This window comes from uncultured Pseudoalteromonas sp., assembly GCF_963922945.1.
In the GTDB taxonomy this organism is placed as follows: domain Bacteria; phylum Pseudomonadota; class Gammaproteobacteria; order Enterobacterales; family Alteromonadaceae; genus Pseudoalteromonas.
Genome location: NZ_CAWUKC010000053.1, coordinates 1 through 26,566, shown reverse-complemented (window position 1 = coordinate 26,566; position 26,566 = coordinate 1). Strand labels below are relative to the sequence as shown.

General features: G+C 40.7%; 19 protein-coding genes. 6 read left to right on the top strand and 13 right to left on the bottom strand.

Translation table 11 applies throughout. The annotated features are described in order from the left end of the window. Positions 1–43 precede the first annotated feature (43 nt). On the top strand, positions 44–580 hold the full coding sequence (locus tag AABI99_RS12030) for a YaeQ family protein (protein WP_338366064.1): 537 nt from the start codon (positions 44–46) through the stop codon (positions 578–580). 19 nt (positions 581–599) lie between these two features. Next, the gene (locus AABI99_RS12025) at positions 600–1,205 is read left to right on the top strand and encodes an alpha/beta hydrolase (protein ID WP_338366062.1); all 606 of its coding nucleotides are present in this window, start codon (positions 600–602) and stop codon (positions 1,203–1,205) included. On the opposite strand, the gene AABI99_RS12020 is transcribed toward AABI99_RS12025, so the two are convergent. Further along, complete coding sequence (locus AABI99_RS12020; protein WP_089348979.1) at positions 1,202–1,411, bottom strand: hypothetical protein; 210 nt, start codon at positions 1,409–1,411, stop codon at positions 1,202–1,204. The two genes, AABI99_RS12025 and AABI99_RS12020, sit on opposite strands and share 4 nt — an antisense overlap. A 346-nt stretch (positions 1,412–1,757) precedes the next feature. Here AABI99_RS12020 and AABI99_RS12015 point away from each other — a divergent pair, with 346 nt between their 5' ends. Continuing rightward, positions 1,758–2,231: a Dps family protein gene (locus tag AABI99_RS12015; protein WP_338366061.1), complete on the top strand. Its 474-nt coding sequence runs from the start codon at positions 1,758–1,760 to the stop codon at positions 2,229–2,231. 250 nt (positions 2,232–2,481) lie between these two features. Here the strand turns inward: AABI99_RS12015 and AABI99_RS12010 are convergent, their stop codons facing one another. Beyond that, on the bottom strand, positions 2,482–5,424 hold the full coding sequence (locus tag AABI99_RS12010; RefSeq protein ID WP_338366060.1) for a TonB-dependent receptor: 2,943 nt from the start codon (positions 5,422–5,424) through the stop codon (positions 2,482–2,484). A 241-nt stretch (positions 5,425–5,665) separates the two neighbouring features. On the opposite strand from AABI99_RS12010, the gene AABI99_RS12005 reads away from it, so the two are divergent. Next, positions 5,666–6,421: a LytTR family DNA-binding domain-containing protein gene (locus AABI99_RS12005; protein WP_338366059.1), complete on the top strand. Its 756-nt coding sequence runs from the start codon at positions 5,666–5,668 to the stop codon at positions 6,419–6,421. Positions 6,422–6,437: 16 nt separating this feature from the next. Here AABI99_RS12005 and AABI99_RS12000 read toward each other — a convergent pair whose 3' ends face one another. The 5 genes from AABI99_RS12000 to AABI99_RS11980 all read right to left on the bottom strand — a co-directional run bounded on the left by AABI99_RS12000 (position 6,438) and on the right by AABI99_RS11980 (position 14,305). Further along, entirely contained in the window at positions 6,438–6,836 is a 399-nt protein-coding gene (locus AABI99_RS12000) for a hypothetical protein (RefSeq protein WP_338366057.1), read from the bottom strand. A gap of 61 nt (positions 6,837–6,897) precedes the next feature. Further along, on the bottom strand, positions 6,898–9,015 hold the full coding sequence (locus AABI99_RS11995) for a S9 family peptidase (protein ID WP_338366055.1): 2,118 nt from the start codon (positions 9,013–9,015) through the stop codon (positions 6,898–6,900). A 119-nt stretch (positions 9,016–9,134) separates the two neighbouring features. After that, complete coding sequence (locus AABI99_RS11990; RefSeq protein ID WP_338366054.1) at positions 9,135–9,701, bottom strand: chitin-binding protein; 567 nt, start codon at positions 9,699–9,701, stop codon at positions 9,135–9,137. Positions 9,702–9,965: 264 nt separating this feature from the next. Next, positions 9,966–13,106, bottom strand: a complete 3,141-nt coding sequence (locus AABI99_RS11985) for an efflux RND transporter permease subunit (protein ID WP_338366052.1) — start codon at positions 13,104–13,106, stop codon at positions 9,966–9,968. An 11-nt stretch (positions 13,107–13,117) separates the two neighbouring features. Next, positions 13,118–14,305 (bottom strand): efflux RND transporter periplasmic adaptor subunit, encoded by a 1,188-nt coding sequence (locus AABI99_RS11980; protein ID WP_338366051.1) that lies wholly within the window; start codon positions 14,303–14,305, stop codon positions 13,118–13,120. Between the two features lie 276 nt (positions 14,306–14,581). Between AABI99_RS11980 and AABI99_RS11975 the strand changes: the two genes are divergently transcribed. Further along, on the top strand, positions 14,582–17,092 hold the full coding sequence (locus tag AABI99_RS11975; protein WP_338366049.1) for a zinc-dependent metalloprotease: 2,511 nt from the start codon (positions 14,582–14,584) through the stop codon (positions 17,090–17,092). 49 nt (positions 17,093–17,141) lie between these two features. On the opposite strand, the gene AABI99_RS11970 is transcribed toward AABI99_RS11975, so the two are convergent. Both AABI99_RS11970 and AABI99_RS11965 read right to left on the bottom strand, forming a co-directional pair. Continuing rightward, positions 17,142–17,930, bottom strand: a complete 789-nt coding sequence (locus AABI99_RS11970; RefSeq protein WP_338366048.1) for a PhzF family phenazine biosynthesis protein — start codon at positions 17,928–17,930, stop codon at positions 17,142–17,144. Positions 17,931–18,002: 72 nt separating this feature from the next. Continuing rightward, positions 18,003–18,617 carry a PQ-loop domain-containing transporter gene (locus tag AABI99_RS11965; RefSeq protein WP_338366047.1) on the bottom strand — a complete coding sequence of 205 codons (615 nt, stop codon included), beginning with the start codon at positions 18,615–18,617 and terminating at the stop codon, positions 18,003–18,005. Positions 18,618–18,903: 286 nt separating this feature from the next. Here AABI99_RS11965 and AABI99_RS11960 point away from each other — a divergent pair, with 286 nt between their 5' ends. Next, on the top strand, positions 18,904–20,037 hold the full coding sequence (locus tag AABI99_RS11960; protein ID WP_338366046.1) for a PepSY-associated TM helix domain-containing protein: 1,134 nt from the start codon (positions 18,904–18,906) through the stop codon (positions 20,035–20,037). Between the two features lie 384 nt (positions 20,038–20,421). On the opposite strand, the gene AABI99_RS11955 is transcribed toward AABI99_RS11960, so the two are convergent. From AABI99_RS11955 to AABI99_RS11940, 4 genes are all read right to left on the bottom strand, one after another. Continuing rightward, positions 20,422–23,241, bottom strand: coding sequence for a hypothetical protein (locus AABI99_RS11955; RefSeq protein WP_338366044.1), 2,820 nt, complete (start codon positions 23,239–23,241; stop codon positions 20,422–20,424). A 197-nt stretch (positions 23,242–23,438) separates the two neighbouring features. After that, on the bottom strand, positions 23,439–24,986 hold the full coding sequence (locus AABI99_RS11950) for a PH domain-containing protein (RefSeq protein ID WP_338366042.1): 1,548 nt from the start codon (positions 24,984–24,986) through the stop codon (positions 23,439–23,441). Beyond that, entirely contained in the window at positions 24,979–25,512 is a 534-nt protein-coding gene (locus tag AABI99_RS11945; protein WP_338366040.1) for a PH domain-containing protein, read from the bottom strand. The genes AABI99_RS11950 and AABI99_RS11945 overlap by 8 nt, the downstream gene beginning before the upstream one ends. 30 nt (positions 25,513–25,542) lie before the next feature. Beyond that, complete coding sequence (locus AABI99_RS11940; protein ID WP_338366039.1) at positions 25,543–26,394, bottom strand: D-hexose-6-phosphate mutarotase; 852 nt, start codon at positions 26,392–26,394, stop codon at positions 25,543–25,545. Between the last annotated feature and the right edge of the window lie 172 nt (positions 26,395–26,566).

Genomic DNA, 26,566 nt, shown 5'->3' with positions numbered 1-26,566 from the left:
TTAATTGCGCTATACTGGCGCAAATTTTTTTAGATTAGATATTATGGCTCTTAAATCTACCATTGTTAAAGCGCAATTATCGCTAAGCGATATGGACCGCCACGTGTACCAAGATTTTAATTTAACGTTGGCGCAGCACCCTTCTGAAACCGAGCAACGCTTGATGATTCGCTTATTAGCCTATGCGCTAAATAGCTGTGATGGTTTAGAATTTACCAAAGGCTTAAGCGCCGATGATGAGCCTGAGCTTTGGCATGTAAACTATAGTGAAGAAATTGAGCTGTGGATTGAGCTAGGTCTGCCAGATGAAAAGCGCCTTAAAAAAGCCTGCAATAAATCTAAAAAAGTGGTGCTTTATACGTATGGCGAAAACAACCAAGCTATTTGGTGGCAAAAGCATCAACCTAAGTTGTACGATTTTAAAAACTTAAGCATTTTTAGCCTTGATTACGCCGCCACGCAGGCACTTGCCAATTTAGCCAATCGCAATATTAAATTGACCATTACCATTCAAGATGGTGATGTGTGGATAAGTTCAGACACTGCAAATATCGAAGTAAAACCTCAGCAGCTAATGTAAACATTTTAGGTAAGAGTGTATGAAAATAAGCCACGTTATTGTATTGCATGGCCTTTATATGTCGGGCTTTGTTATGCGCCCGCTTTGTTCTCGTTTAGAGCAATCGGGCGTAAAGGTATTAAACTTAACTTATAATACGCTTGACCCTAACCTTGAAACTATCTTTAAACAAATTGATGAGTTTATTGGAGATGAACCCTCAGCGCTAGTGTGCCACTCTATGGGGGGGCTAATTGCACGTGCTTATTTAGAGGCGAGCTCAAAAGCAAGCAAACGCGTTACCAAAGTGATTACATTAGGCACACCTCATCAGGGCAGCCATATTGCACAAAAAATGAAGCAAAAAGGCTTTGAAGCCTTTTTAAAAAACAGCGTTGAGTTTTTGCTTACTCAAAATGGTAACTGGCCGTTTAATGCCAAGCTTTACAGTATTGCTGGCGATTTACCTATCGGATTAATGCCGTTAATCGTTAAGGGTAGCCAATCTGATGGTACAGTTTTACTAGACGAAACCAAACTCAAAGGCATGGCTAAACACAAGGTGTTTCATTTAAGCCATACCAGCATGATTTACTCTCGCCAAGTGCTTGAATACATTATTGAGTGCCTAAACGAAGAAGCTTAGTCTTCTGCTGCTGCCGCTATTTTATAACTAATTAAAAATACAATGCCCAGAATAAGCGGGATTGGCGCAGCAATATAACCAAACGTATCTGAATTGGCTAAGCTTGCCCCCGCTAAATGCGCCACCAGCCCCAATACAAAGGCGATAACAGCTATACCTACCACTATTAACTCTGCTTTATTTTGTTTTACTGTTTTTGCATCCATAATCGCTCTCCAATAAATTTAAGATATTTATTTTACTTGAGTGAATTATGCGCTACAGCCATAAGCATTTACTGATTTAGATCAATACATCGAATAGCCAATATTCAACCTTGTGCAAAACTTGTTTTAGATCATAATTTATCCATGTTTTGTCTTTATTTTATTGTTAAGGGGTAGAAATTTAATAAATTCAACCCATCTATATTGTATGAGTGATTTATTGCGCTGCACGTTATTAATAGTTAGAACCTATTGCATTGACTGGTTTAAACAATTTTACTAATTAATAGCACTGAGCAATAATGATCATCAGTTCATAAATAAACGGTTCATCAAGGAGCAAGGTATGTCACAGGTAAATGCAATTGGTTTAAACAGCGCTAAAAGCGAAGGTATTGTTAAGTCACTCAATACATTATTGAGCAGCTACCAAATTCAATATATGAATGCGCGCGGTTTTCATTGGAATATTAAAGGCCGTAACTTTTTTGAATTACACATTAAATTTGAAGAGATCTACAATCTTCTACTTGAAAAAGTAGATGAAATTGCCGAACGTATTTTAACATTAGATGGCGCGCCACTGCATGCGTTCTCTGATTACTTAGAAGTAAGTGAAATTAAAGAAGCTAAAAACATTAGCGATGGTACGGCAGCCGTAGAAAACCTGTTAGCTGGCTACAGCACACTAATTAAAATGCAGCGTGAAGTACTTGCTCAAGCAGGCGATGCAGATGACGAAGGTACAGCGTCACTAATGGGTGATTATATTTCTGAGCAAGAAAAGCTAGTATGGATGTTAAAAGCGTACTTAGACTAAGCTAAAAAAATAAGCCCTCAAAAAGGGAGGGCTACAAATAGGGAGAATCGTAAATTTCTTTGCGATTCGGGTTATATATTAGCCACACCTGTTAACTAAACAACGCCACTGTTACCAGTGGCGTTGTTTTTGGTTTAAGCGGAGCATAAACATTGAAATATGTTAACCCTTGCTATTTAGTCCAAATAAAAAGCCCCAGTAGTTGCTGGGGCTTATTGCTATTTTACATGCCAAGTAACGGCATTATTGGTTAGAACTTACTTCTAAAGCCTACGTAAAATGTTTGCCCAATTGGGTCATACGTACCAGCATCGGTTTCAGTACCCGTGCTTGACCCACTCACACCTGACAGTATGCGCGGAGGCTCTTTATCAAATAAGTTGTTAGCACCTGCATACAGTTCCATTGAGTCGCTAATATGGTAGCTTGCTTGTACATCATGGTAGGTTACTGAGCCAATACCTACACCGCCTGCAGGAATACCAAAACCACTTAAGAATTGATCATCAAAGTCAGCTGAGCCAATGTAAGTCATGCTCCAGTTAAAATCAAAGTCATCAAGCTTATAGCCTAAGTTCCAGTTAGCTTTGTGCTCAGATGTGCCAATTTCTCCAGCAAATTCATCTTTATCAGCACCCGGTAACGGAATGGTGTAACCGTCAATCAAGTAAGTGTATGCAAGGCGAGTTCTAAATGCGCCTGGACCAATATCGGTAGAGTAAGTAAGTGTTAAATCCACACCCTCTGTACCTAAACCACCACTATTTGATACTCCACTGTCGATAAACTCAAGTGAACCTGCACTGTTATTACCTGATGGACCGCTTCGACGAGTTATAAAACTACAGAAGCTATCGTCACCACCGCCGTAACATTGGTCTAAAATAAATTGGCGCGGTGTAGAAACGATTGCATCAGTGATTTCTATGTCAAAATAATCTAGGGTAACGTCAAGGCCTGAAATTAACTCCTCTGGAGTAAACACAACACCCACTGTCACCGAGTCACCCACTTCTTCTTTTAGATCTGGGTTACCGCGGTTAAAGCCACTAATACCCTGTAAATCAGACTGGTTAAGTGTAAATTCACCGTTTGATGCAATATTATTTGCAACACCTACATCGGCACGACATGCATCACCTACAGCACCACCGCCACTATTTGTAACACCTATACATGGATCGTTTAAACCGCTTGGGAATGTCTGCGAAGGTGGTGAAAACAACTCATCAATATTAGGCGCACGTGTAGAACGAGCACGGGTAGCACGAAGGCGTAAGCTATCCATCACTTCCCAATCAACACCTACGTTCCAGCTTTCTGTGTTACCCACTGTTGAGTAGTCAGATAAACGCACTGCTGCGTTCATGGTGACCGCATCCAACACTGGAATGTTAGCCTCAACGTAGTATTCGGTTAAGTCAAAAGAGCCTTCGGTTGCAGGAATTGCATTACCGGCATTTAAGCCCGCTTGCTGTAGGGCATCAAATTCACTACGAGAGAACTCTTCGCGGTATTCAAAACCAGCTGCAATACCCACCATACCTGCAGGCAGCTCAAATAAATCACCTGAGACGTTACCGCCAATAATTTCTTGCTCTACTGATGTAGAAAGCGTGCTTGGTGCACTTACAAAATCAATAGCACCTTGCGATAGTGAGTTAAACCCATAAATGTTCACTGGCGCACAATTAAAACCACGCGCTGTTGCATCAATACAAATCGCTTCATCGGTAATACCATCACCATCTAAATCTTGGCTATCAATTACCGCTTCTAAACCTTGGCGAAAGCTTTGTACATTTACTAAGCCACCAGAAACTTGCGACTCTTTTGTTTTGCCATACACATAGTAGGTATCGTAAAACCAGCTGTCATTAATTTCCCCCTGAAAGCCCACCGCTAAGCGGAATGTATCACGTTCTGCACGGGCACCACGGTTACCTACATCACTTAAACGTTTAGCAAAAAAGATGTCTCTAGCACCATCGCCATCGGTATCTGTTGCTGCATTGTAAATATCATCTGGTACAAAGGCATTTCTAAGCATTTCACCATTTACGTTAAATTCGATAGGCACGCGGCCATTGGCGTAAATATCATCTGAGGCAAATGGGAAAGGCTCTAACTCTGATATTGTTGTAGTAGCCGCATAGGTACCTTCAAAAAAGAAGCTGTGTTTATCTGTTAGCTCGTAACTACCATTTGAAGCAAATAAGTAGCGCTCTGTGGGTATAGCGATAGTACGTACACCACTTCGGTTAAAGCCGTTAGCATCTATACCGTCACCACCATTGGTACTAAACGAGTCTTGTAAGTTGTTGTTTGGATCGTAAGTAAAGCGTGTATCGCCTGCATCAAAACGCCCTTGCGGAGGAAATGATGAGAAAAACGGGCTCACAGCTTCAAAAATAGACCCTGGATTTGCTGCAGGATCATCCTCAAAATAAATACCTGAAAATTGGTCTACTGCAGAGCGCGCTCGGTCGCGTGAAAACACAGCGCCCTGATCTGAGTAGCCTAAGTGGAACATGGCTTGGCCTTTACCATCGCCTGTAGTTAAACCTGAAGTGAAAGAGAATTGACGCGATTCATCATCGCCCTCGCTTGATTCACCGTATTGGCCTTCAAACTCTACGCCTTCAAAGTCATCCTTTAATACAAAGTTGACTACACCCGCAACCGCATCAGAGCCATATACTGATGATGCACCACCGGTCATAATCTCTACGCGTTCAATAAATTGGCTAGGAATGGTATTTAAATCTACCGCAGAACTTCCTGGTACACCCGATACATAACGACGCCCATTAACAAGTACCAAAGTACGATTTGAGCCTAAGTTACGCAAATCAACAGTAGCCACACCCGCGCTTGCCGTTGAAAAGTTAGAGTTAGTACGGCTAATAGCTGGGGAGCCAAATGCTGGGTTTTCTAGCAGTAGGTTTTGGATATTTAAAGAGCCTGATGCATCAATTGCCTCACCACTTACAACCTGTATAGGTGCTGATGACATCGCCTCGGCTGAACGAATACGTGAACCTGTTACTTGCACGCGCTCTATTTTTTCGAGTTCATCTTCTTCAGCAGCTATACCTTGAAAAGAAAAGCCAGCTAGCACTGTCGCACCAAGCGCTAAAGACAAAGAAGATCGTTTAAATGTACGACGACCTGAGTTATTTATTTTTTTCATACTATGTACCCCTGAAATGTTATTTTTGTAACGAGTTAGTTACAAACAATTGAACATTAAGTGGGATAATTTTAAGACACTATGTGCATTATTTAATAGGCATTTAGTTTGGTACAAACAGCAGGATTTATGGGATGAAGGCATTTATCCCAATTTGTTATAGATTAGATTGATTTTTTTTTAACATTTTTTATTAAATACACGGTCTTTATAACTACACGCTTTAGAGATGGAATTTTTTATGATTACTTACTTTCATGCACTAATTAGAGTTGGCACAAGCAAATTTTCAACACTCTTAACTCAACAGGTACAAGCTCACCGTTATTTTGACTCACAAATGCATTTACCTGAACAACGTTTAGATCAAATTGATACCTCTCGTTTTAATGTACTTTTTTATGAGCTATCTGATTTAAATGATCCAACACAAATCGTGCACCTAACCGAGTTAGCAAAGACTATGAAAGTAGTAGTTATAGCTAAATCAACACAGTTTGCTAATTTTGCTTTTGAGGTAGGCGCTGTAGATTTTTTAACAACCGACGCAACAGCATGCCGACTAACTAAGTGCTTTGATAAATTAATACACCTTTGCCCGTTAGCCAGTGAAGCCGAGCGAATATTAAAAACCCAAAATGAAAACGAACAACCTATTGCTGCCCATATTGTAGTTAAGGATGTAGGGAAAGTTCGTTTAATAGATATAAATGATATTGTGTGGATTAACGGCGCAGGCAATTACGTAGAATTGCACTTTAATGGTGAGAGCACACCAGTTTTACATCGCGAAACAATGAAAAACATTGAGCAGCAGCTAGAGCCTGAAGGGTTTGTTCGTATTCACCGCTCCACACTAGTTCGCAAACAAGCCATAACAGAGCTAATGCCAACTGACAGCGGCGACTATAAAGTAAAACTAAAAAACAATATTTATCTTAACCTATCAAGACGGTACAAAAACTGTTTAGAAAGTATCATAAGCCCCGTAGCATGAGGCTTAATATAGCTGCTTACCAGTATGTTTTAATATACTCGTCATCTGGATGCTGTTGCAGGTAACTTCCGGAGTCTTTATAAAAGTTTACCTCTACATCACTGTTGTTCCAGACTTTCTCAAACATGTTTTTAGCGATAATATTTGCATACAAGTAATCTACGCGTTCGTAGCCACGTTCTTTAACACTGTTAAAATATTTTTCTAACGAGTCCATACTATCTACAGTAACTAATTCAAACTCTTCTAAATTAACGACCACATACTTTACCGCTCCCTTAGGCTGCATGCTCAATTCTTGCAACACACCGTGAGTCAGTGAGGTAATTCCTTCATTATTAAAGCTGCCAAATAACTTTAAATACATAGTGGGTGGCTGAGAGCAAATCTGAAACTCTCCATGTGCTCCAAACATAAATAACCTTTTATATATCAACGCTTGATTAAAGCTTAATACATTTTACGTATTTTGCAGTTTAATTTATTAATGCAATAAAAAAGGCCATTTCGAGTGCTTTTTCCTCTAAACTTTTAAAGCGCCCTGACGCGCCCCCATGCCCTGCATCCATATCTGTTTTAAAAACCAATAAATTGTCATCAGTTTTTAGCTCACGCATTTTTGCTACCCATTTCATAGGTTCCCAATACTGTACTTGAGAATCATGCAGGCCTGTGGTGACTAAAATATGCGGATAATTTTGGGCTGTTATATTATCGTAAGGCGAGTACGCGGCTATTACATCATAAAAGTTTTTATCGTTTGGATTGCCCCACTCATCATATTCGTTAGTAGTAAGTGGAATACTTTCATCTAACATAGTGGTCAGTACGTCTAAAAATGGCACATGACAACCAACACCTAGGTAAAGCTCAGGCGCTTGATTTAATACAGCCCCCATTAACAAACCGCCTGCACTACCACCCGAGGCAAACACTTTATTTTTATCACTGTAGCCTTGCTCAACAAGAGCCTTAGTAACATCAATAAAGTCGTTAAAGCTATTTTGTTTATACTCTTTTTTACCTTGTTCATACCAATGACGTCCTAGCATCTCAGAGCCTCTAACATGCGCAATAGCGTACACAAAGCCGCGGTCTAGTAAGCTCAAAGAGGTACTCGAAAAGCTCGGATCTATTGTGTAACCATAGGCCCCGTAGCCATATTGCAACAGCGGGTTAGTACCATCTTTAGTGAAGGTATCTTTTCTATAAACTAACGAAACAGGTACTTGCACACCATCGCGTGCAGTCACGAACAAGCGTCCAGAAGCATATAGTGCACTATCAAACCCGCCAAGTACTTGTTGCTGTTTTAGGACTGATTTTTTACCCGTTGCTAAATCTACATCGTATAAGGTACCGGGCGTCGTTAAGCTTGAATAATAAATGCGCACCGAACTCGCTTGAGGCTCAGGATTCATTGCCACAGCGGCGTAATAACACGGGTCACTAAATTCGAGTACTGTTCGCTCTTGAGCTGAGTTAATTACGACAAATCGAACTTGCCCCTGCTCACGCTCAGTTAATACTAAAAAATCATCAAATATTTCTACGCCTTCCAACAACACATGCTCGCGGTGCGCAGTGTGCTCTTGCCACTGTGTTTTATCTGCAATGGTTTCGCTTGTTGCCGTCATTAGTCTGAAATTTTTAGCTTGCCAATTGGTTACGATGTAAAACGTATCACCGTGCTTATCTATATCAAACTCATGCCCTTCTTCGCGAGGTAGTAGCGCGTTAAATTCTCCTTGCGGGTTATTAGCATCAAGCACCCACGTATCATTTGTTTCGGTGGTAGCTAAATCAATGATAATTAAGCTCTCGTCTCGGCTTTTACCCAAGCCCATAAAAAAGCTTTTATCATGCTCTTCATACACCATGACATCTTGGTTTTGCGCTGTACCTAACTCGTGCCTAAATACTTGGTAACCTAGTAAAGTTTGTAGGTCTTTTTTAACGTAAAATACGGTTTTATTGTCATTAGCCCAAACAATTTGCCCTTCGGTGTTTTCTAAAACGTCGCTGAGCATTTCACCGCTTTGCAAGTTTTTAAAATGTACGGTGTAAATTCTACGCCCTTCGGTATCTTCGCTGTATGCCATTAATTGCTCGCATGGACTTAGCGCAACTTCTCCTAATTCATAAAACTCATAGCCTTGAGCCAACCTATTTACATCAAGTAGTAACTCCTTGTTATCGGTTTTAATGCTCGTGCTTCTGTAATGACGCGAATACTCATCGTCACCACGCACTTCTGAGTGATACCAGTACTTGCCATCTTTTACCGGTACCGTGCTGTCATCTTTTACAATGCGCCCTTTTAGTTCTTCAAAGATACTGTTTTGAAGGGGCTTTATTGCGGCTAATTGCTCATCGCAATATGCATTTTCGGCTGCTAAATGGGCAAGTATCTCTTCGTCTTCTCGCTCATCATCACGCATCCAATAGTAGTTATCGGTGCGTGTCTTATTGTGCATAGTCAATTGATGGGGCTGCTTTTTAGCAACAGGAAAACAAGCTAATGATTGAGATGGAAATTCACTTAAAGACAAAATAAAACCGTACAAAAAATAACAATGCGGGCAGTTTATCATAAAAATAAAAAAGCCCACTCATAATGAGCAGGCTTGCGGTATAAGTCCAAACGTTAAAATTACTGCAATTTTATTCTTGTCATTACACCTGTGGGAAGAAGGTTTGATAAATTAAAATATTAATAAACCTGAGTCCAGGCCATAGTCCAGCTTATTCCCACACCAGGTTCAAAGCTTGGATCTTTATCATTATTAGTTCTGCAAAATTGGCTGAATGGCCATGCTTTACATTGGTATATATAACCAGTTTTAGGCTGCAATACCTTAGTGCCTGCATTGTATTTTTCGCAGCACTGTGGGTACACATAATCGTACCCTTGCTGGTTAAACTGCATTGAGCTGTTACACTTGGCAATACAATGAAAATCGACAGTTGCTTTGTTAATGCCACTACTCTCTAAAGCAAAAATTTTATTATCTCGATAAGCAACAACCAACCCCTGTTTAGTCATTCGCCCAGCACTTACAAGCGGTACATGTACATTGATATACTCAGCGACTAGCCGAGGCCAAGCATGGGGCTCTCCTTGCTCTAAGGAAGTTATTTTGTAATCAAACGATAAATCAACAAGCGCTCCTTGCATGTCTGAAAAGGTTACCCTTACCACATCCCCAATAAATAATTGGGTATGATGATTTAAGCAGCCTATAGTTGACCATTTTCCACAGGCCAACGACGTATGCATAAACACAGCAACACCTTAAAATTCAAAAACGTCATCCATAGCAAATGGATATACAAGCAATACCAAAGCGAACACTGCGGTATTGGGTCACACTAAATGCACCGTTGCTTAATCAAAGCCAATACCACGCAATTCTATCAATATTTAAAGAAGATTATAAATTGTGCGTTTTGCTTATTCAAACAAAAGAATGTAACCGAGATTTTTATATCATCATAAATAATTAAAAGCTAACCCGTTAGAGTTAGCTTTTAATATGTAAAATTATGATGCTTGTTTTATCGATGCTTTTCGACTAAAGGTTTTTTGAAAAGCGTTTTTAAACACCGCACCAATATCACCTAAAATTATGTATAAACACGGCACCAATATAAGCGTGATGAGTGTTGCAAACATCACGGCAAAGCCTAACGATACTGCCATAGGGATTACAAACTTAGCTTGTAAGCTGGTTTCAAACATAATGGGCAGTACCCCTGCAAAGGTAGTAATTGAGGTGAGTAATATTGCCCTAAAGCGCGCACAACCGGCCTCTATTACCGCGTTTTTAACGCTTACACCTGTTCGGCGTACTTGGTTTACGTAGTCGGTCATTACCAGTGAGTCGTTTATTACTACGCCGGCCGCAGCGATTAAACCAAAGCCCGACATTAAGCTAATGTCTAAATCAAACCAAAAGTGACCCCAAATAGCCCCCGTTAAACTAAACGGTATAACCGACATAACAATAAGCGGCTGAGCGTAACTTTTAAGTGGTACGGCAAGTAATATATAAACTAAAATCATGCCGCCTACAAAAAACAGCAACTGCTCATTAGCTTGTGCTTGTTGCTCTTCTATTGCGCCACCAAGTTCTGATTTAACACTTGGGTATTCTTCTTTAAGTTGTGGCAGCAAGTTTTCTTTTACTTGCGAAACTACTTCACCTGGCTCAATGACTTCTTCATCAATACTGCCGTAAACATACACCGTACGATAACCGCCCTCGCGGCGAATGTAACTAATGCCTGGCGTTTCGGTTAACTCAACCACATCACCTAATAGTACTTCACGCCCTTGTGGTGTGGTTATCACAGTGTGTTTTAGTGATGAAAACGCTTCGCGAGTCAGTTTAGGGTAACGTACCATTACTCTTACTTCTTCGCCGTTACGTATTACACGCTGCGCTTCACCACCATAAAAACTGGCTCCCACTTGGTTTGCAATATTAGCTAGGTCGAGCCCTAAATCGTAAGCCACTGGTTTTAAGCTCATTTGCACCTCTTTGCTAGCAGGGTCAATGGTAGAGCTTATATCAAACAAGCCTTTTTGCTGCTGAAGGAGCTGAATAAAGCGACGGCCTGCAGCATTAAGCGTTTCTATATCAGAACCAAAGAGCAAATAGCCAAATTCGCCTTCGCCCATACCGCCGCCACCACCAACATCATCTTCAATAGTGAGTGACTTAATACCAGCAATAGTAGGCATGGCTTCACGCCAACGGCGCGAAAGTTCAAATGCGTTATAAGGGCGTAACTCTTCATCTACTAAGGGGGCAAGTAACTGTGACTCGGTTCTGCCTTGGTTAAAAACCAGTACATCACGAATTATTTTTTGGCCAAATTCACGCTCTGTTTCTTCATCAATTCTTAATACCATGGCTTCTATTTCGCGAATAGCAGCGATAGTCTGTAAATCAGACACATTGTCGTTCATTTCTATTTGAATTTGTGGAAAATCATGCGGCACTTTTGGGCTTGGTACAACCCTCACTTTATTTGATGTGATCAGCGCAATACTTATAAAAAACATGGCAAAAAAACCAAATAATACGGTCCAACGCCAGTCTACACAGCGCGATATAAAACGCTTATAAGGGCCGTTTACGAATCCAAAAAAGCGCGTGTTAAATCTATCGCGCCAACCACCTTTTTTAATAGGTGAAAAGTGCGTGTGCGCAATGTGGGCTGGTAAAATAAGTTTAGACTCGACCAAGCTAAATACTAAACACAGTATTACAACCACGGCAATCGCATAAAAGAAGGCACTTTCAGGCCCGCTCGATAGGGTAAACGGCGCAAACACTGCAATAGTTGTTAGTACACCAAATGTAGCAGGCGTTGCTACACGGTTAGCGCCTCGGACAACACTCTCAACACCACTTCCGCTTTTTTCAACTTCAGTATACGCTGCCTCCCCTATTACTATGGCATCATCGACCACAATCCCAAGCACCATAATAAAGGCAAATAACGACATTATATTTATACTTATACCAAATAACGGCATTAGCATCATGGCGCCTAAAAAGCACACGGGTAAGCCAATCATTACCCAAAGCGCTAATTTAAAACGCAAGAATAACGAAAGCATAATAGCGACTAATATCGCCCCTTGAAACAAGTTAGCTTTCATCATATCAAGGCGTGCATTTAGATAATACGTCATGTCCATTAATGGCTCTAACCTAACACCCGGTGGTAACTGGGTATTTTTTTGCTCAATAAAGGCTTTAACCGACTCAGCCACCGGAATCATATTTTGATCTTGCGTTGCCTTTACCGACATATACACTGCGTTTTCGCCATTAAACTTAAAATAGCGTTCGCCTTCAGTAAATTGGTCTTTAATAACGGCTATGTCTTGAAGTAAAACTTTAGCGCCATATTCGCCTATTTTTACCGGAATTTGCCTAAACTCATCACCAGAGTAATATTGATTTTCAACCCGAACAGAAATAACCCCCGCATCGGTTGTTAATTGTCCCGCCGAAAAATTAGCAGAGTAACTGCGCACCGCGTTCATTACATCACTTAGGGTTAAGTTGTATTGGCGCAATGTGTCTGGGTCGATTTCGATGGCTATTTCATCAAGCGGCACATCGTTTTCTACTAATGACACGTTTGATAGCTGTAATAGTTCATCTTCAATTTGGTTAGCGATTGGTTTGAGCTCAGTCAGCGGTAAATCGGCAACCAAGGTCATCCCTATAACATCTTGCCTAAACTCAATCTGACTTATGGTGACCGGCTCCATCCCCGCGGGGAAGGTTGCAATACCATCAACACGCAGCTTTACCTTGTCCAATACATCGGTAAGCTCGGCATCGGTGTTAATTTCAAGGCTGGCTCTACCGCCATTTCTAAAGGCGCGATACACGCCTTTTTTGATTTCGGTCACATCCTTTAAAGACTCTTCAATTTTGATAAGGATGCTTTCTTCAATTTCTTGAGGTGAGGCACCGGGGTAATTAGCCTCAATATTAATGTAGTTAACTTCTACATTAGGGAACATTTGGCGCTGAATGGTGTTGTAGCTTATAACCCCCATGATAATGATAAAAACCATCATAAGATTAGCTGCAACAGAGTTGTTAGCAAAGTAAGCTATTAACCCTGTTTGTTTTTTTTCAATTGATTCGTTCATTAATTTACACCTTACAGCTGTTGCGCATCAGCGCTACTTTCGGTGTTTGTATTAATGTTACTGGATTGTTCTGCTACGCCAGCCACTTTAACCTGCATGCCTTTTTGTGGGTACTCTGGTAACGTGGTTACCAACTTATCATCGGCGTTCAGCCCGCTGCTAATATAAAAGTACTCACCTTCTTCTCTCACCACAGTTACTTTGCGTGGTTCAAGCTCTTGGTTTTCATTAACTATCCACACTGTTTGGTTATTTACTAATGATTGCGGCAAGCGATAAATATTATTAAGCATCGCGCCTGCAAAATTAACCTGCACGTAGCTGCCAAATTTAATAGCTGGTTGCTGTGTTTTTAAACCATACGGGTCTTCAATACGCACCACTAAGCTACTCATGCGCGTTGCGTTATCAACAACACCTAGGTCGCGGTCAATCACGCCTTCACGTGTAAAGCTGTTTAAACCTTTTTGAATAATAGTGGCTTTAATACCTTTAATTCGCTCCGGTAAAAATACGCTATCAAAACCAGCAATGGGAATAATCACCTCTGCGGTTTCTATATTATTTAAATCAGCTACTTGTGCGCCCATCGCTACAAACTGACCAACCCCTACATTACGGCTCACGACTAAAGCATCGTATGGGGCTTTTATATCGCAGTTTTCTAAATCGCGTTGCGCTCTTTTTAATGCAGCTTGCGCCGATTTAACCGTGGCTTGAGCGCTTAACACCTGCGGTTTACGTAAAAATAAGTCAGTACGTGCTTTATTCGGAAAACGCTTAGCTTCGTCTTCAGCAACTTTTGCCTGCGCTTGCTCTTCAATTAAGGCCGCTTGGGCACGTGCTAAATCGGCTTCGGCAACTAAAACGGCAGCTTCGTAGTTATCTTTTTCAATACTGATAAGAGTATCACCACGCGAAACCACGCCGCCGGCAACAAAGCTTGGATGCCAGCTAATTACTTCACCCGACACCTGCGCCGCTAGCTGCGTGCTTTCTAAAGGCTTTATTTCGCCATAGCTGTTTATTATTACTTGGTGATTATTAGCTTCTACTGGCTCGACTTGCACTGTGGGTCGCGTATCTACAGCTGTTTTATTGTCATCTTCTTGTGCAATAGCGTTTATTCCCATAAAGCCCACTACACCTACAGCTAATGCTACAAATGGGAATACCCATCTTAGTGAATTTGATTGCATGTTCTAACTACCTCATATTTTTACTAACACCATAATAACAGAGCGCAATAAAACATTAACCTGACATTTGTAAGCAACTGTTACAAACCAAATTTAATACGAAACTATTTATAAAAACCTGCAACTCATCGTATTTATTATATTTTGTTACAAACTTTTACTATTTAAAATCAATAGATTACTAATTTAGGCTATGATTTCATCGAGAAGTTGTGCGAACAGTTTTTAATTTACGTACAGTCACACTTAACAAATAACAGAAAAAAGATTACAACAATGAAATTAACAACCCTTGCGCTAACACTGAGTTTAGTGCTTAGCGGCCATGCATTGGCTGATGATAAAAAAGAAGACAAAAAAGCAAAAACTTTAAGCGAAATGGTAAAAGGACAAACCGAATTTTCAGGTATTTTTAATTTATACCAAGACCCAAAAACCGGTGAGCACTTGATGGTGATCACCGAATCGCAGCTTAATACCCCTTTTGTATACTTCGCCCATACAGTCGACGGTGTAACCGATGCCGGTCATTACCGTGGCAGCTACAGAGAAACTAAGCTCATTGAATTTAGAAAGTACTTTGACCGCATAGATATAGTAAGCAAAACACCTCGCTATAAATTTGATCAAAATAGTGCCATTGCCAAGGCAAGCAATGCCAACATAAGTGAAGCCGTTTTAGCCAGCATCAAAATAGAAAAAGAGGATGAAGGTAAAATAGCATTTAAAGTCAACAAGCTATTTTTAAGTGAAGCGCTACACAAAGTATCACCTACACCAAACCCAGCCAATAAAAACGCTAAAAAGCGATTTAAAGTAGGCAAATTAAATACTAAAAAATCGCGTATTGTTAAGCAACGTCCTTACCCAAATAATTTAGATGTGGTTGTAGATTACGTATTTAGTAATGCCAGTCCCACTGTGCGTGGTACAAGTGCCGTAAGCGACCCACGCAATGTGTCTATAAAGGTTCAACACTCATTTGTTGCGCTACCTAAAAATGACTATAAACCACGTAAAGATGACGCGCGTATAGGCTATTTTACTAATCAATTCGATCTAATGACCTCTACCGACTGGGCGCCTTATGACGATGTTATTAAGCGCTGGGACCTGCAAAAGAAGAATCCTAACGCCGAGTTATCTGAGCCAGTAAAGCCTATTACGTGGTGGATAGAAAACACCACCCCAGTAGAGTGGCGCGATACAATTCGCGACGCCGTACTTACTTGGAATAGCTCATTTGAAAAAGCCGGGTTTAAAAACGCACTCGAAGTTAAAATACAGCCCGACGATGCAACGTGGGATGCTGGCGATATAAACTACAACGTATTGCGTTGGACGTCATCGCCAAAACCACCATTTGGAGGTTACGGCCCTGCGCTTGCTAACCCGCTAACAGGCGAAATACTTGGCTCAGACATTATGCTTGAGTTTGTATTTATGAAAAACCGCTGGATTTACGACACACTTTATACACAAGGCACAATGAGCCACGGCGAACACCTTCATACAAGTGGTGATTTAAATTGCTCACTAGGTCACGAAATTCAACAAAACCTATTACTTGCTAAAGGCTTAGCAACAGGTGCCTCGATTGATGACAATGAAATGATTCGCCAAGGTTTAACACAGTTAATTCTTCATGAGGTTGGTCACACATTAGGCTTAAACCACAATATGAAATCGTCTATTTTGTGGGATGAAAAAGAAGTCCATGATAAGAGCAAAACCCAAGGCATAGTGACAGGCTCAGTAATGGATTACGCACCCGCTAACATCGCACCAATCGGTGTGCAGCAAGGGGATATTTTTCAAACTAAACCAGGCCCTTACGACGATTGGGCTATTAACTACGGTTACAGTACAGCCCTTGAAGATGAAGCAGCAGAACGCGCACGTCTTGATAAAATACTTGCTCGCTCGAGCGAACATGCGCTTGCCTTTGGTAATGATGCCGATGATATGCGCGCACCAGGTCGCCATATAGACCCTCGCGTAATGATTGGCGATCTATCATCAAACCCAGCAGCCTATGGTGCCGATCGCATGGCGCTCATTAATAAGTTATTTACTGAGCTAAAAGATAAAGCCACAGTGAAAGGTGAGTCTTACCAACAGCTAGTTACCTCAGCTAATAGTTTATTTGGCCAATACCGCTCACAAGCGGGTATTGTTTCTCGCCAAATCGGTGGGGTGTATGTTGAACGTGCAGTAGTCGGCGACGCTAACGCCAATAAGCCGTTTACGCCAGTACCATTAGAGCGCCAAACGCAAGCCATGGAAATATTGGCTAAGTATGTTTTTGCACCCGATGTACTCACTAGCATGCAACCACTGTATAACTATTTACAACAGCAGCGCCGTGGCTTTAACCATTATGGTAAAAATGAAGACCCGAAAGCGCACAAAATGATTTTAGGCATGCAAAAAACAGTACTTGCGCAATTGCTGCACCCTGCTGTTATGCTGCGTATTTCAGATACCGCACTGTATGGTAATGAATATAGCTTAACGCAATTTATGGACGACCTAACTGCCAGTATTTTTGTTGATAGCAAAGAGAGTACGTCTATTAGCCATAATCTACAAATAGAGTATGTAAATCAGCTTATAGCTATTGCGGGTCTGGGCAAAGCCAGTAAGCACGACAATTTGGCAAAAACGGCCGCGCTCTATCAGCTAACACAAATAGCTGATACAAGCGTAGGATGGGGGGCCGATACAGCAACTAAAGCGCATAAAAAGTATATTGATCACTTAATTGCTAAAGCGCTTGAAGCTTAATAAACTAAATCAAAAAGGCCACGTAATACGTGGCCTTTTTAATGCTTATTTATAAATAAATTGTGCCTTTTAAATACCGCACAGCGTTACCGGTTAACGTGACTGTATCCTCGCCTACTTCGCATTGTATAAAACCACTACGGCTTGAAGCCTGATACGCGTTTAATTTATTTTTACCTAATTGCTGCGCCCAGTAAGGGGCAAGGCCAGTGTGAATAGAGCCCGTTACAAAATCTTCTTCGCCACCACTGGCAGGCCAAAAATAACGAGACACAATATCGTACTCAGCAGAACTCGCTGTGGCGACCACATCAAGTGGATATAAGGTTTTCAATAAATCAGACTGAGTAGTTAAATCATGAATTTGCTGCGCATTTTCGTAAATAGCAAAATATGCTTGGCGATTTTTAAGTACCTTTATCGGTTGTATAGACAACCCTTTAAGTAGCGCTTCAGGGATAGCTTGCACTTCATCCGGCGCTTGTTTAGGAAAGGTCATAGTAAAACTACCATCACTATTTTTATTAACAACAAGCTCCCCTACAGCGCAAGCGTTAAAGCGCACTTGGCTAAGATTGTGTTGCTCGCATAAAACGTAGGCTGCAGCGAGCGTAGCGTGGCCACAAAAATCTATTTCCATTAAGGGCGAAAACCACCGTATTGCAAAACTGCCATCTGCTTGAGGGCAAGTAAACGCAGTTTCAGACACGTTGTTTTCAGCGCCAATATTAAGCATTAACTCATCACTCAGCCACGACTCAAGCGGGATCACCGCCGCGTAATTGCCTTTAAATAACTCGCTGGTAAACGCATCAATTTGATGGATGGTGAGTTGCATAGGTTACCCCCTAAATTAGTTAGAGTTTAAACCTGCCACATCACCATTAAATAATCACTATTAATTTTGTAGCTAAGCCATTGCGGGGCGCATTTTGTAATACTGCATGCATGCAAATTGCACGGCATTTGTAAGTAGCAACATAACAAACATTAAAATGTGTGAGGTGCTAGGCATAGCACTGCTTAGCTCTACAAATAAACCACAGGTCCCGGCTACAAACTGCAAACTAAAGTAGCGAGCGCTTAAATTGCTAATATTGCCACTGCGTAATGTTTTATACGTTTGCGGCATAACCCGCACTGAGCTCATTACCAGCCCTACGTATGTAAGCGCATTGAGTACCGATGAGGTTTCTAAGCTTTTATTTAACAGCAATAAAAAAGGCAGTAACGAAAAACTAAGCATAGCGACAAGCTGAATACGTTCAACTTTTGCGGCGTTATAGCGGGCAAAGTAATATAAAATTAAACCACTTAGCGCCCCGGTTACAAAAAACGGTAGTGCTATAAAGTAGCGTTCAAAATAAATATTGTAAGTAATAAAGTAGAGGCTTTGCGCTAAACCAAAAGTCATCATTAATAGTGATAACCCCGACACACTGCGATTTTTTCTAATTTTGCTCAATAGCGGTAAAAAGCTAAAAACTAAAATAAAAGCCGACAAAATAGGTAGATAGTGTGCCAAAACAACCTCGCTCGTTACTTAAATGTTAATATAAAACCTGCATGAAACAATAAATAAACATATGTTTTTAATAGGGTTTTAAAGTGAGCGCGCATTGTAATGATGAATACATTTTACTCAACAAATTAGCGTAAACCGATATTAGGCACTGGCAAGATAGCTGTACAAAAACCGTTACTTTATGTGAACACTAAAGTAATTATTGTGCATTCATCGCACAACTATGAAACAAAACTGATAATTGTTATCATGCGCAGGTCTGTGGCAATTACACAAAAAATAAACTATGAGAAAAACACTTTTTAAAATTCACAGCTGGGTAGCCCTTATAGCGCTTATTCCGCTGCTAGTGATCAGTATAACGGGTAGCGTTTTAGTATTTAAAAGCGAGATTGACGGCTTATTAATGCCAGACAGTCATTTTGTTGTGCAACAACAAGCCAACCGCTTACCTATTGATACACTTATAACAAAAACTCAAAAAACCTACCCTGAGTACGTGGTAGGTAGCTGGGAAATATTTAACGATGATACTGCTGATCGGGTTTATTTAATTAAGCGCGGTACAGAGGACTGGTATAAATTTCATTTAGATCAATACACTGGCGAAATATTGTCAGAACCGGTAGGCACCAGCCATTACTTTACCGACTGGTTTTTAGATTTACATTACACCTTTTTACTTAACGATTTAAAAAGCTTACCAGGGCAAACAGGCACCGTTTTAGGGTTCTTTTTTGCAGTGTTTTTTTTAGTGCTCGGTATTACAGGTCTTATTATTTATCGTAAGTTTTGGCAGCGGTTATTTAGTGTACGCTGGCGCGCCACACTACAAATAGTGCTAAGCGACATTCATAAAATGACCGGTGTAATTGGCTCGCCCATTATTATTATTTTAGCCATCACCGGCGGCTACTTTAATGGCGCTGTGTGGTATCACGAAGTAATAGAACACGCAGAAGAAGAGCACTTTGTATTAACTAAAAACTTATACAATGAAGAAGTTTCTTTTCAACATGTGCTTGATGATAGCCAAAAGCAAATACCTACATTTGATGGCACGTTTTTAGTCATGCCGCTTGAGCCAGACGAAAACATAACGTTATTTGGTGAAGTTGATACCAGTAACCCACTTACCAGCGAATATGCCAATACCGTGACTTACAATAAGTTAACGGGCGAACATATGGCTAACTGGGACATTCGTGAAGTGGGTGTAGGTTGGCAAGTAATTGATAGCTTTAGAAAACTACACTTTGGTTATTTTGCCGGGCTCATTAGTAAAATAATTTGGTGCGTTATTGGTTTAAGCCCTGTTTGGCTTGGTGGCACTGGCTTTTATTTATGGTTTACTCGCCGTAAGCGCAAAAAACAGTCTCAAAAAAACCGCTTAAGTAAACATCGCACCGCAAGTGCTTGATTAAAAACCACCTTACAGTGATGTTAAAGATCACAGTGAGGTGGTATATGAAATATCTAATTTATACACTTAGCTTTTTAAGCTCACTGAAATAGCACTGCGCCTGCAGCGCCAATTATAAAAGTGCAGCTAACACACGTAATTAACCACTCTCTTTTCGAGCGGATTAAAATTGGCTACCAACAAGGTAACACAGCGCAAACGCAAAGCTTGCTTGAAAAAGCCATCCAGTATGAGTGCAATAAAGAAAGGCTAAACGTATATCAAGCTAAGCTTGCATCGCTAAACAAGCCCAATTAACCACCAATACTTTAAATTAGTTTAAACACAGCTTTTACTAATGCACTCATTACACAAGTGCATTAGCGTGTTGTAGCAATTTACTCAAAGCGAGTAGTAAAAGCTAAACCAGCCGCGCATTTCATCCTCAAAGCTATCGCCTTCTACGCGCGATAACCCCATATTAAAGGTTAAATCGTTCACACCGGCTGGGCCTAGTCCAAAGCTAAAATTGCCTTGATACTTTAAACCATAACTTTGTGCGTATACCGCATCATCTACCTGATGCTGTTTATAATAAAGCCACGGCATGCCTTCTTTAAAGCTAAAGCCACCGCCATAACCCATATAGCGCTCAGCAGTTGTGCTATAAAATGGCAGCTCTGATGACAGCACAAACTCACTATTTTGGTGCTCGCTAATTAAGTTTGAGCTAAATCCGCCTAGCGCTAAACTACTATTATCGCGCTGCTTTTGAGTAAAATTAATATAAAGCGGGATATCAAATGCTTTACCCAATACGTTGGCCGCTAAATCGTAGCCGTCCCAATTAATGTTTTTACTGCTGCCATCGTAATATTGGGCATTAACACTTTGCCCTATAGCGAACGCTTGGCGGTCGTATTGCCAGCTTTGGGTAATGCCTATGCGTGCCCATTTATTATAGTCTTGCTTATAATCGGTATAGTTAAAGGCAAGCTCTGGTGTTAGGCTAAACGCCGCATATTTAATCGGATAACTTAAGGCTGCAAAACCACCTCGTGCAGATAGATCTGCAATTTGGCTCGCTTGGTATTGCTTTGCAGTATTTAAATCATAATCAAATACACTCAATTTAAACTTAACCGGCAGTGCATTGTATTTTGCCTGAGCATACCCGCCGTGCAAAGCATCATCATTTAAATCAACACTGTAGCCCGCTTGAAGGTCTAACTGCTTTAATAAGTCACTGCTTTTAATATTAATATTTAAAGCACTTGTAGCGGCCGAGTAATACTGTGCGCCTAGCGCTAAACTCGCATGCTGATCAAGCACATCGTAGCTGCTTTGTTTACCTACATTGTCGTTATATATTTTTGCTTTAGGCAAAGTGTACTGATCAACCAAAAGCAGTGGCGCACTATTATCCAGTGCCAAATCAGTGATTATTTCACCCTCTACTGTACTCGGTAATTGCTTAACATTAGGGCCATCAGCAGTGATAGATAAATAAAGTAATGCCCCGTCGCTTGTTTCTAATGGGTGGGCTACGGCTTCTTGACCCTGTGTGAGTTTGGTTAATGTTCTATTGGTTATATGGTAGCTATAAATATCAGTTGAGCCTTCTAAGCCGGCAACAAAGTAAATTTTTTCTCCGTTTTTACTAAAGTTGGGTTGGCTTAGGTATTGATACCCGTTTGGCATAGGCACGGCTTGGCGAGTATTATTGGTAATATCTTGTATATACAACACCCAATTCTCATTTAAATTGGCTGATACATAAGCTAATTGGGTTTCATCAGGGCTAAAAGTTGGGTAGTCGTAAGCTGTTTTTAAGCTTTTAGTAAATAAAGGGGTAATGGTTTGCGTAGTTAAATCCACTTTGACTAACTCTGAGTAACCACCACGTACTTGCTCGGCGTAAAGGGTTTCGCCATTGCTGGTAACAGTAAAACGACGTAAGCCAGCAAGTTTAGTTAACTGCTCAACGTTTCCGGTTTCAGTGTTATAACTAAAAATATCAGACACCTTATTATAAATGCCCGTCTCTTCACGCGTATAGGCATTAAAATAGAGCGTGTTGTTATTTACCCATTGTGGATTAGCAATGCCCGCTCTGTTTATTTGATCTAATACGTGTTTTTTCTCACGTTTAAATACGCTCGGGGCATTATCGGGTATATCCAATGCATCGTTTTCTAATAATGCTTTTTGTGCTTTTGTAAATGCTTCCTCAGCTTTGGTATTAGTTTCAGTGCTGTAAATAATAAGCTTAGTTTTTTTATCTTTATCGCGCTCAACAATCGCAAGCTTACTACCATCTTTTGAAAGCGCAGGGTTGCTTGCATATAAGTTAAGTTTTAACCACAACTCGCTGTTAAGCGCAGGCTCTAACTGCTCTTTTGCCATCGCTTTATAGGTATACTGTGCAATAAAGCGGCCATATAACTTAGCGGCACTTTGGCCAAATATCCCGCTAAAAGCTTCGTCAAAGTCACGCTTTTTAACCGCTTGCATACGTGTCCAAACGGCATCAAGCATTTGCACTGAATAGGTTTGTTCTAACCAATTTAAAAACCGGCTGCCCATTAAATACGCCATAGAGCCTGCCATAAAACCGCCCTCTGTGGCGTTTAGCTGGCTATAGCTAGGCAATGCCCCCTGCTGAGCAAACTCAATGAGCATTGACTCAGTGTAGTTATCAAATAGTCGTCCTCGGCCCGTCATTTTTGACTCAAGCAGGGTTGCATAACCTTCGGCTACCCAGCGCGGCATGTCGCTGTAAGTTAAGTCGTAAATATCCCACACACTCCGTATTTTTTGCTGCCACGTGTTGCGTGTTGGCTGCGCTAAATGCACTAAGTGAATATATTCGTGCAATATCAGTAATTGCTGCCAGCCACTAATGTTAGATACAACCGTATCTGATTGCGGGGGCGTGGTAAAAAGGGCCATTAAAGGATTATTAGAAGTAGGTAAAGCAAAGCCGTTGGGCGCATTTAAGGGATCAAACACCACCACATCAACTACTTTATCGAGCGCTCGGTTTTGCTGCTCAAGCACTTTACTGCGTACTATTTCTAGCTCGACCGCTGTCGATTTAGCATAATCGGCGTTTTCAGTGCTGTAGTGCACATTAAAGTGCTCGGTATGAATAGTTTGCCAATCAACAGCTAAGGTCGGTGTGGTTAATAGCAATGAAGCGGCGATGAGTGACTTTCTCATAATAATCCTTTAAATGATTGATACCACTTAGAGTATTATTAAACCAACTAATGTTGCAGTAAAAAAATGTAACAAAGCTTATAAAGATGTATGTTTTATAAGCTTTTAAATTAAGCAACACCTTGTTTCACATGAGCAATCTATAAAGCTGTTAACGCTTTATTAGGCAGGCTAAATAGGTAAGTCGATTAGCATAATTACATCCAGCTACGCTCAGTTGACTCTGCCTGATAAAGCGTAAAATCAATTATATAATCAGCATCTTGCTGTTTTATATAAGGCATAAAGGCAAACCCCGATGCAAGTTGTATATACAGGCTTTTAAGCCCCGCGCGGCGCATTAAGTGAGTACTTATACTGCGTGCACTTTGCGCTTTATACAGCTCAAACACTCGGTAATGCACACCTATCATGCCTTTGCGTACCACCATGTAAAAACGGCCGTTGTCTTCATGCAAATAATAACCATAACGCTGATAAGAAAGCGTGACTAACCCTGATAAAATCAGCAATACGCCCAAGCTCAGCCAAAGATTAAAGCCGCCTAAGTAGCACCCTATCAATGCAATAGCGCTTGGAGTTAACGCATAAAAGCTTAAGTTTTTATAAAGTAAGGCTCGTTCTGCGCCGTTAAATTGCAGTTTTTTACTATTAAACCACGGGTAAATCCATTGGCATACGCTATTTACTTGCTCGCTATTTAAAACGGGTAACACTAAGGTTTGTTTATTTTTTTTGGCAGCCACGCCCGCCGCTAGACCACCGCTACTTGCTTGTAAGCACTCCACGGTAAAACGCTTTAGTAACCTCCCCATAAGGTTTTGTTTTATAACGATAGATTGCACCTTATCCATACTCATAGAAAGCTGATGGCGCTCTAATAAGCCTGCAATGCGTTTAAATTTTTGGCCTTTAAAGTAAAGCTCAAAATTATAAAAACGAATAAGCGACATACCTACCGACAACATCACCGCAATTAAAACGAGTAAAGCAATAAGCGTGATCATGGCAAAGGTTGCTGCACTTGCCAGTAAACCAAGCTCTTGCTGATAAAAGCCTTCTACTTTAGTGATTATTTGCTGCTCTAAAAAATCTACCAACACATTTATAAAAGGCGCAATAGCGGCCATTGCTAAAATAGCCATGTTCGACATTAAGCCAAATTTAGCTATTTCTTTGTTGCTAATGCGCAAGCTGTTTTCTGTTGCGTACGCCTCGCTTTGCTCTGTGTGTTCATCCTCAGTTTGCTGCTGCGCTTTAAAGGTAAATATTTGCTTACGCATCTGCTGCGCATAGTCTTTGGTAACACCGGGTAATACCGCCTCTTGCGTTACGCTGCCTGCGGCATCAAAAATACAATTAACCAAATTAACGGGGGTAAAATAAAAGGGCTCAGCAATATTTACATTTTGCACACGGGAAAATTTTAATGTTAGGCGCTCTTTTTTAAACACCCCTTTATTAAGCAGTATTTCGTGATCGTCGCTAATGCAAAACTTAAAGTTTATGTAATATAAAACCGAATATATTAGCAGTGTCACTAACGCAATAGCGCCAGCAACTTGCGCCCAAAATAGTTTGTTTTCTACTTGTGTCACAAACACCACAAGCATGGGTAGCAGGTTTAAAAGCCCATCTTTAACAAAGCGCACGCTAAAATACACCACAAAATACACTACCGCCCACGGCGACACTTTTTGCCAATGTAGTGAACTACTTTGCTCATCGCTAATGATATTATTCATTGGCTAATTCAGCCTGTGCAGGGGTGTCGTCTTGACGATAACTTTGTACAAATTGGCGAATATCTTTGCATTGTTCGTGGGTTAAGCCACTTATTTGTAAATCAGCACTTACCCCGCCAGCACTAAATAGTTTTAAACTGGCCAACTTTAGTTTGCGTTCAATAGGGCCTTGGTGAATTTCCATATGTTGTACGCGCGCTAAAGGTAAAATAGTAACTTGTTGCCATATCACCCCTTTTTTAAAGGCAATATCATGAGTTCGCAGCGCATAGCCTTGCAGCTTAATACTCAGCGCGTTATATAACATAGAAACTGCAATTAAAATGGGCACCCCAATTAACAAATAGGTTTGTGATCGGCTTGCAAAAGCGGGATTAAAATAACAAATCGCCACGAGAGCCGCGCAAACTGGTATGTAAAACGCCAACCAATTAAGTTGCACGTGTAGTAACGCTTTATCGGCCAAGGGGTTGAGCTGTATTTCGCTATGCTTTGGTAAATCCATTATTTGCTGATTATCAAACACGATTTTAAGTACCTTCCTATTTACTTGCTGTTAAGCCCAGCTGATAGTAGTAATTAATGTGTGGCTTTGTTTAGGCTCAAGGGTTACTTTGTCCTCGAGCACATTTGCAGCCTCAAGGCACACCATGCCCAAGTATTCATCATCAGCAAAGTTTGATAAACGCTTAGACTTTTCTATCCATGGGTTCCACAGCACACAAGAGCTTGAGTTTTCGCGGCTTACATTAATAATCCCATCTGGGGTATGAATGTGCTGCTGCACAGCGGCCTGTGTATACACCATATCGGTTTCGCGCTCAAAACTAACATGCTCACTTTGTGTAAACGGCCCTTCGCCAAATTCAATATATTGTGCGCCTTGCAACCCATCCACAGTCGTATTTTTAATATCAGAGGTAGGAAAGTAAGTATGCAGCGCTTGAGTATAACTAAACGCAGCGTTACTTAAATTAGTGGTTGTTAATCGTACTTGTAGGGTGTCAGTTAAAATAAACTCAACTTTCAACGCCGATTGATGTGGCCAATAAGTAGTATTAACCTGTTTCATTGGCAACTTTAAGCTAATTGTTATTTGTTCGTCATTTTCGTGCACTTCATCAGCTTGCCATAAACTGGTACGTGCAAAGCCATGTGCTGGCCAATTTGGGTTTTGATGATTACCAAACCAAGGCCAGCAAATAGGAATACCCCCGCGAATGCTCACCCCTTCTTGAAAAGTTTCGTTTTTAGACACCCAAATAAGCGGCTTGTTATTTTTTGGAATAAACTCGGTAATTTGCCCGCCTTGCAAAAATATTTTTGCGTCACACTTAGCGCTCGCTACATTTATAAACTCTAGGCCGGTTTCACTTTGTTCAATGCTAACTGATGGCGATAATTTCATGTTTTTTCCTACAATACTGATATTAAACATTTTTAACATGTGCATATAAACAATAATGCATGTGTAAAGCATACGCTATACTAACTAACAATGAGCCGTATAATTTGTTCATTGCCGATTAGGGCGTGTTGATCTTTGCGGATTGAAATTTGTTCAATCTAGGGGCGATCAA

What these genes read in the sequence shown, in the direction of transcription:
- AABI99_RS12015 (WP_338366061.1), top strand. Translation starts at nt 1,758, where the DNA reads ATGTCACAGGTAAATGCAATTGGTTTAAACAGCGCTAAAAGCGAAGGT.
- AABI99_RS11995 (WP_338366055.1), bottom strand. Translation starts at nt 9,015, where the DNA reads ATGATAAACTGCCCGCATTGTTATTTTTTGTACGGTTTTATTTTGTCT.
- AABI99_RS11990 (WP_338366054.1), bottom strand. Translation starts at nt 9,701, where the DNA reads ATGCATACGTCGTTGGCCTGTGGAAAATGGTCAACTATAGGCTGCTTA.
- AABI99_RS12020 (WP_089348979.1), bottom strand. Translation starts at nt 1,411, where the DNA reads ATGGATGCAAAAACAGTAAAACAAAATAAAGCAGAGTTAATAGTGGTA.
- AABI99_RS12010 (WP_338366060.1), bottom strand. Translation starts at nt 5,424, where the DNA reads ATGAAAAAAATAAATAACTCAGGTCGTCGTACATTTAAACGATCTTCT.
- AABI99_RS11985 (WP_338366052.1), bottom strand. Translation starts at nt 13,106, where the DNA reads ATGAACGAATCAATTGAAAAAAAACAAACAGGGTTAATAGCTTACTTT.
- AABI99_RS11970 (WP_338366048.1), bottom strand. Translation starts at nt 17,930, where the DNA reads ATGCAACTCACCATCCATCAAATTGATGCGTTTACCAGCGAGTTATTT.
- AABI99_RS12025 (WP_338366062.1), top strand. Translation starts at nt 600, where the DNA reads ATGAAAATAAGCCACGTTATTGTATTGCATGGCCTTTATATGTCGGGC.
- AABI99_RS11955 (WP_338366044.1), bottom strand. Translation starts at nt 23,241, where the DNA reads ATGAGAAAGTCACTCATCGCCGCTTCATTGCTATTAACCACACCGACC.
- AABI99_RS11980 (WP_338366051.1), bottom strand. Translation starts at nt 14,305, where the DNA reads ATGCAATCAAATTCACTAAGATGGGTATTCCCATTTGTAGCATTAGCT.
- AABI99_RS12005 (WP_338366059.1), top strand. Translation starts at nt 5,666, where the DNA reads ATGATTACTTACTTTCATGCACTAATTAGAGTTGGCACAAGCAAATTT.
- AABI99_RS11960 (WP_338366046.1), top strand. Translation starts at nt 18,904, where the DNA reads ATGAGAAAAACACTTTTTAAAATTCACAGCTGGGTAGCCCTTATAGCG.
- AABI99_RS12000 (WP_338366057.1), bottom strand. Translation starts at nt 6,836, where the DNA reads ATGTTTGGAGCACATGGAGAGTTTCAGATTTGCTCTCAGCCACCCACT.
- AABI99_RS11950 (WP_338366042.1), bottom strand. Translation starts at nt 24,986, where the DNA reads ATGAATAATATCATTAGCGATGAGCAAAGTAGTTCACTACATTGGCAA.
- AABI99_RS11940 (WP_338366039.1), bottom strand. Translation starts at nt 26,394, where the DNA reads ATGAAATTATCGCCATCAGTTAGCATTGAACAAAGTGAAACCGGCCTA.
- AABI99_RS12030 (WP_338366064.1), top strand. Translation starts at nt 44, where the DNA reads ATGGCTCTTAAATCTACCATTGTTAAAGCGCAATTATCGCTAAGCGAT.
- AABI99_RS11975 (WP_338366049.1), top strand. Translation starts at nt 14,582, where the DNA reads ATGAAATTAACAACCCTTGCGCTAACACTGAGTTTAGTGCTTAGCGGC.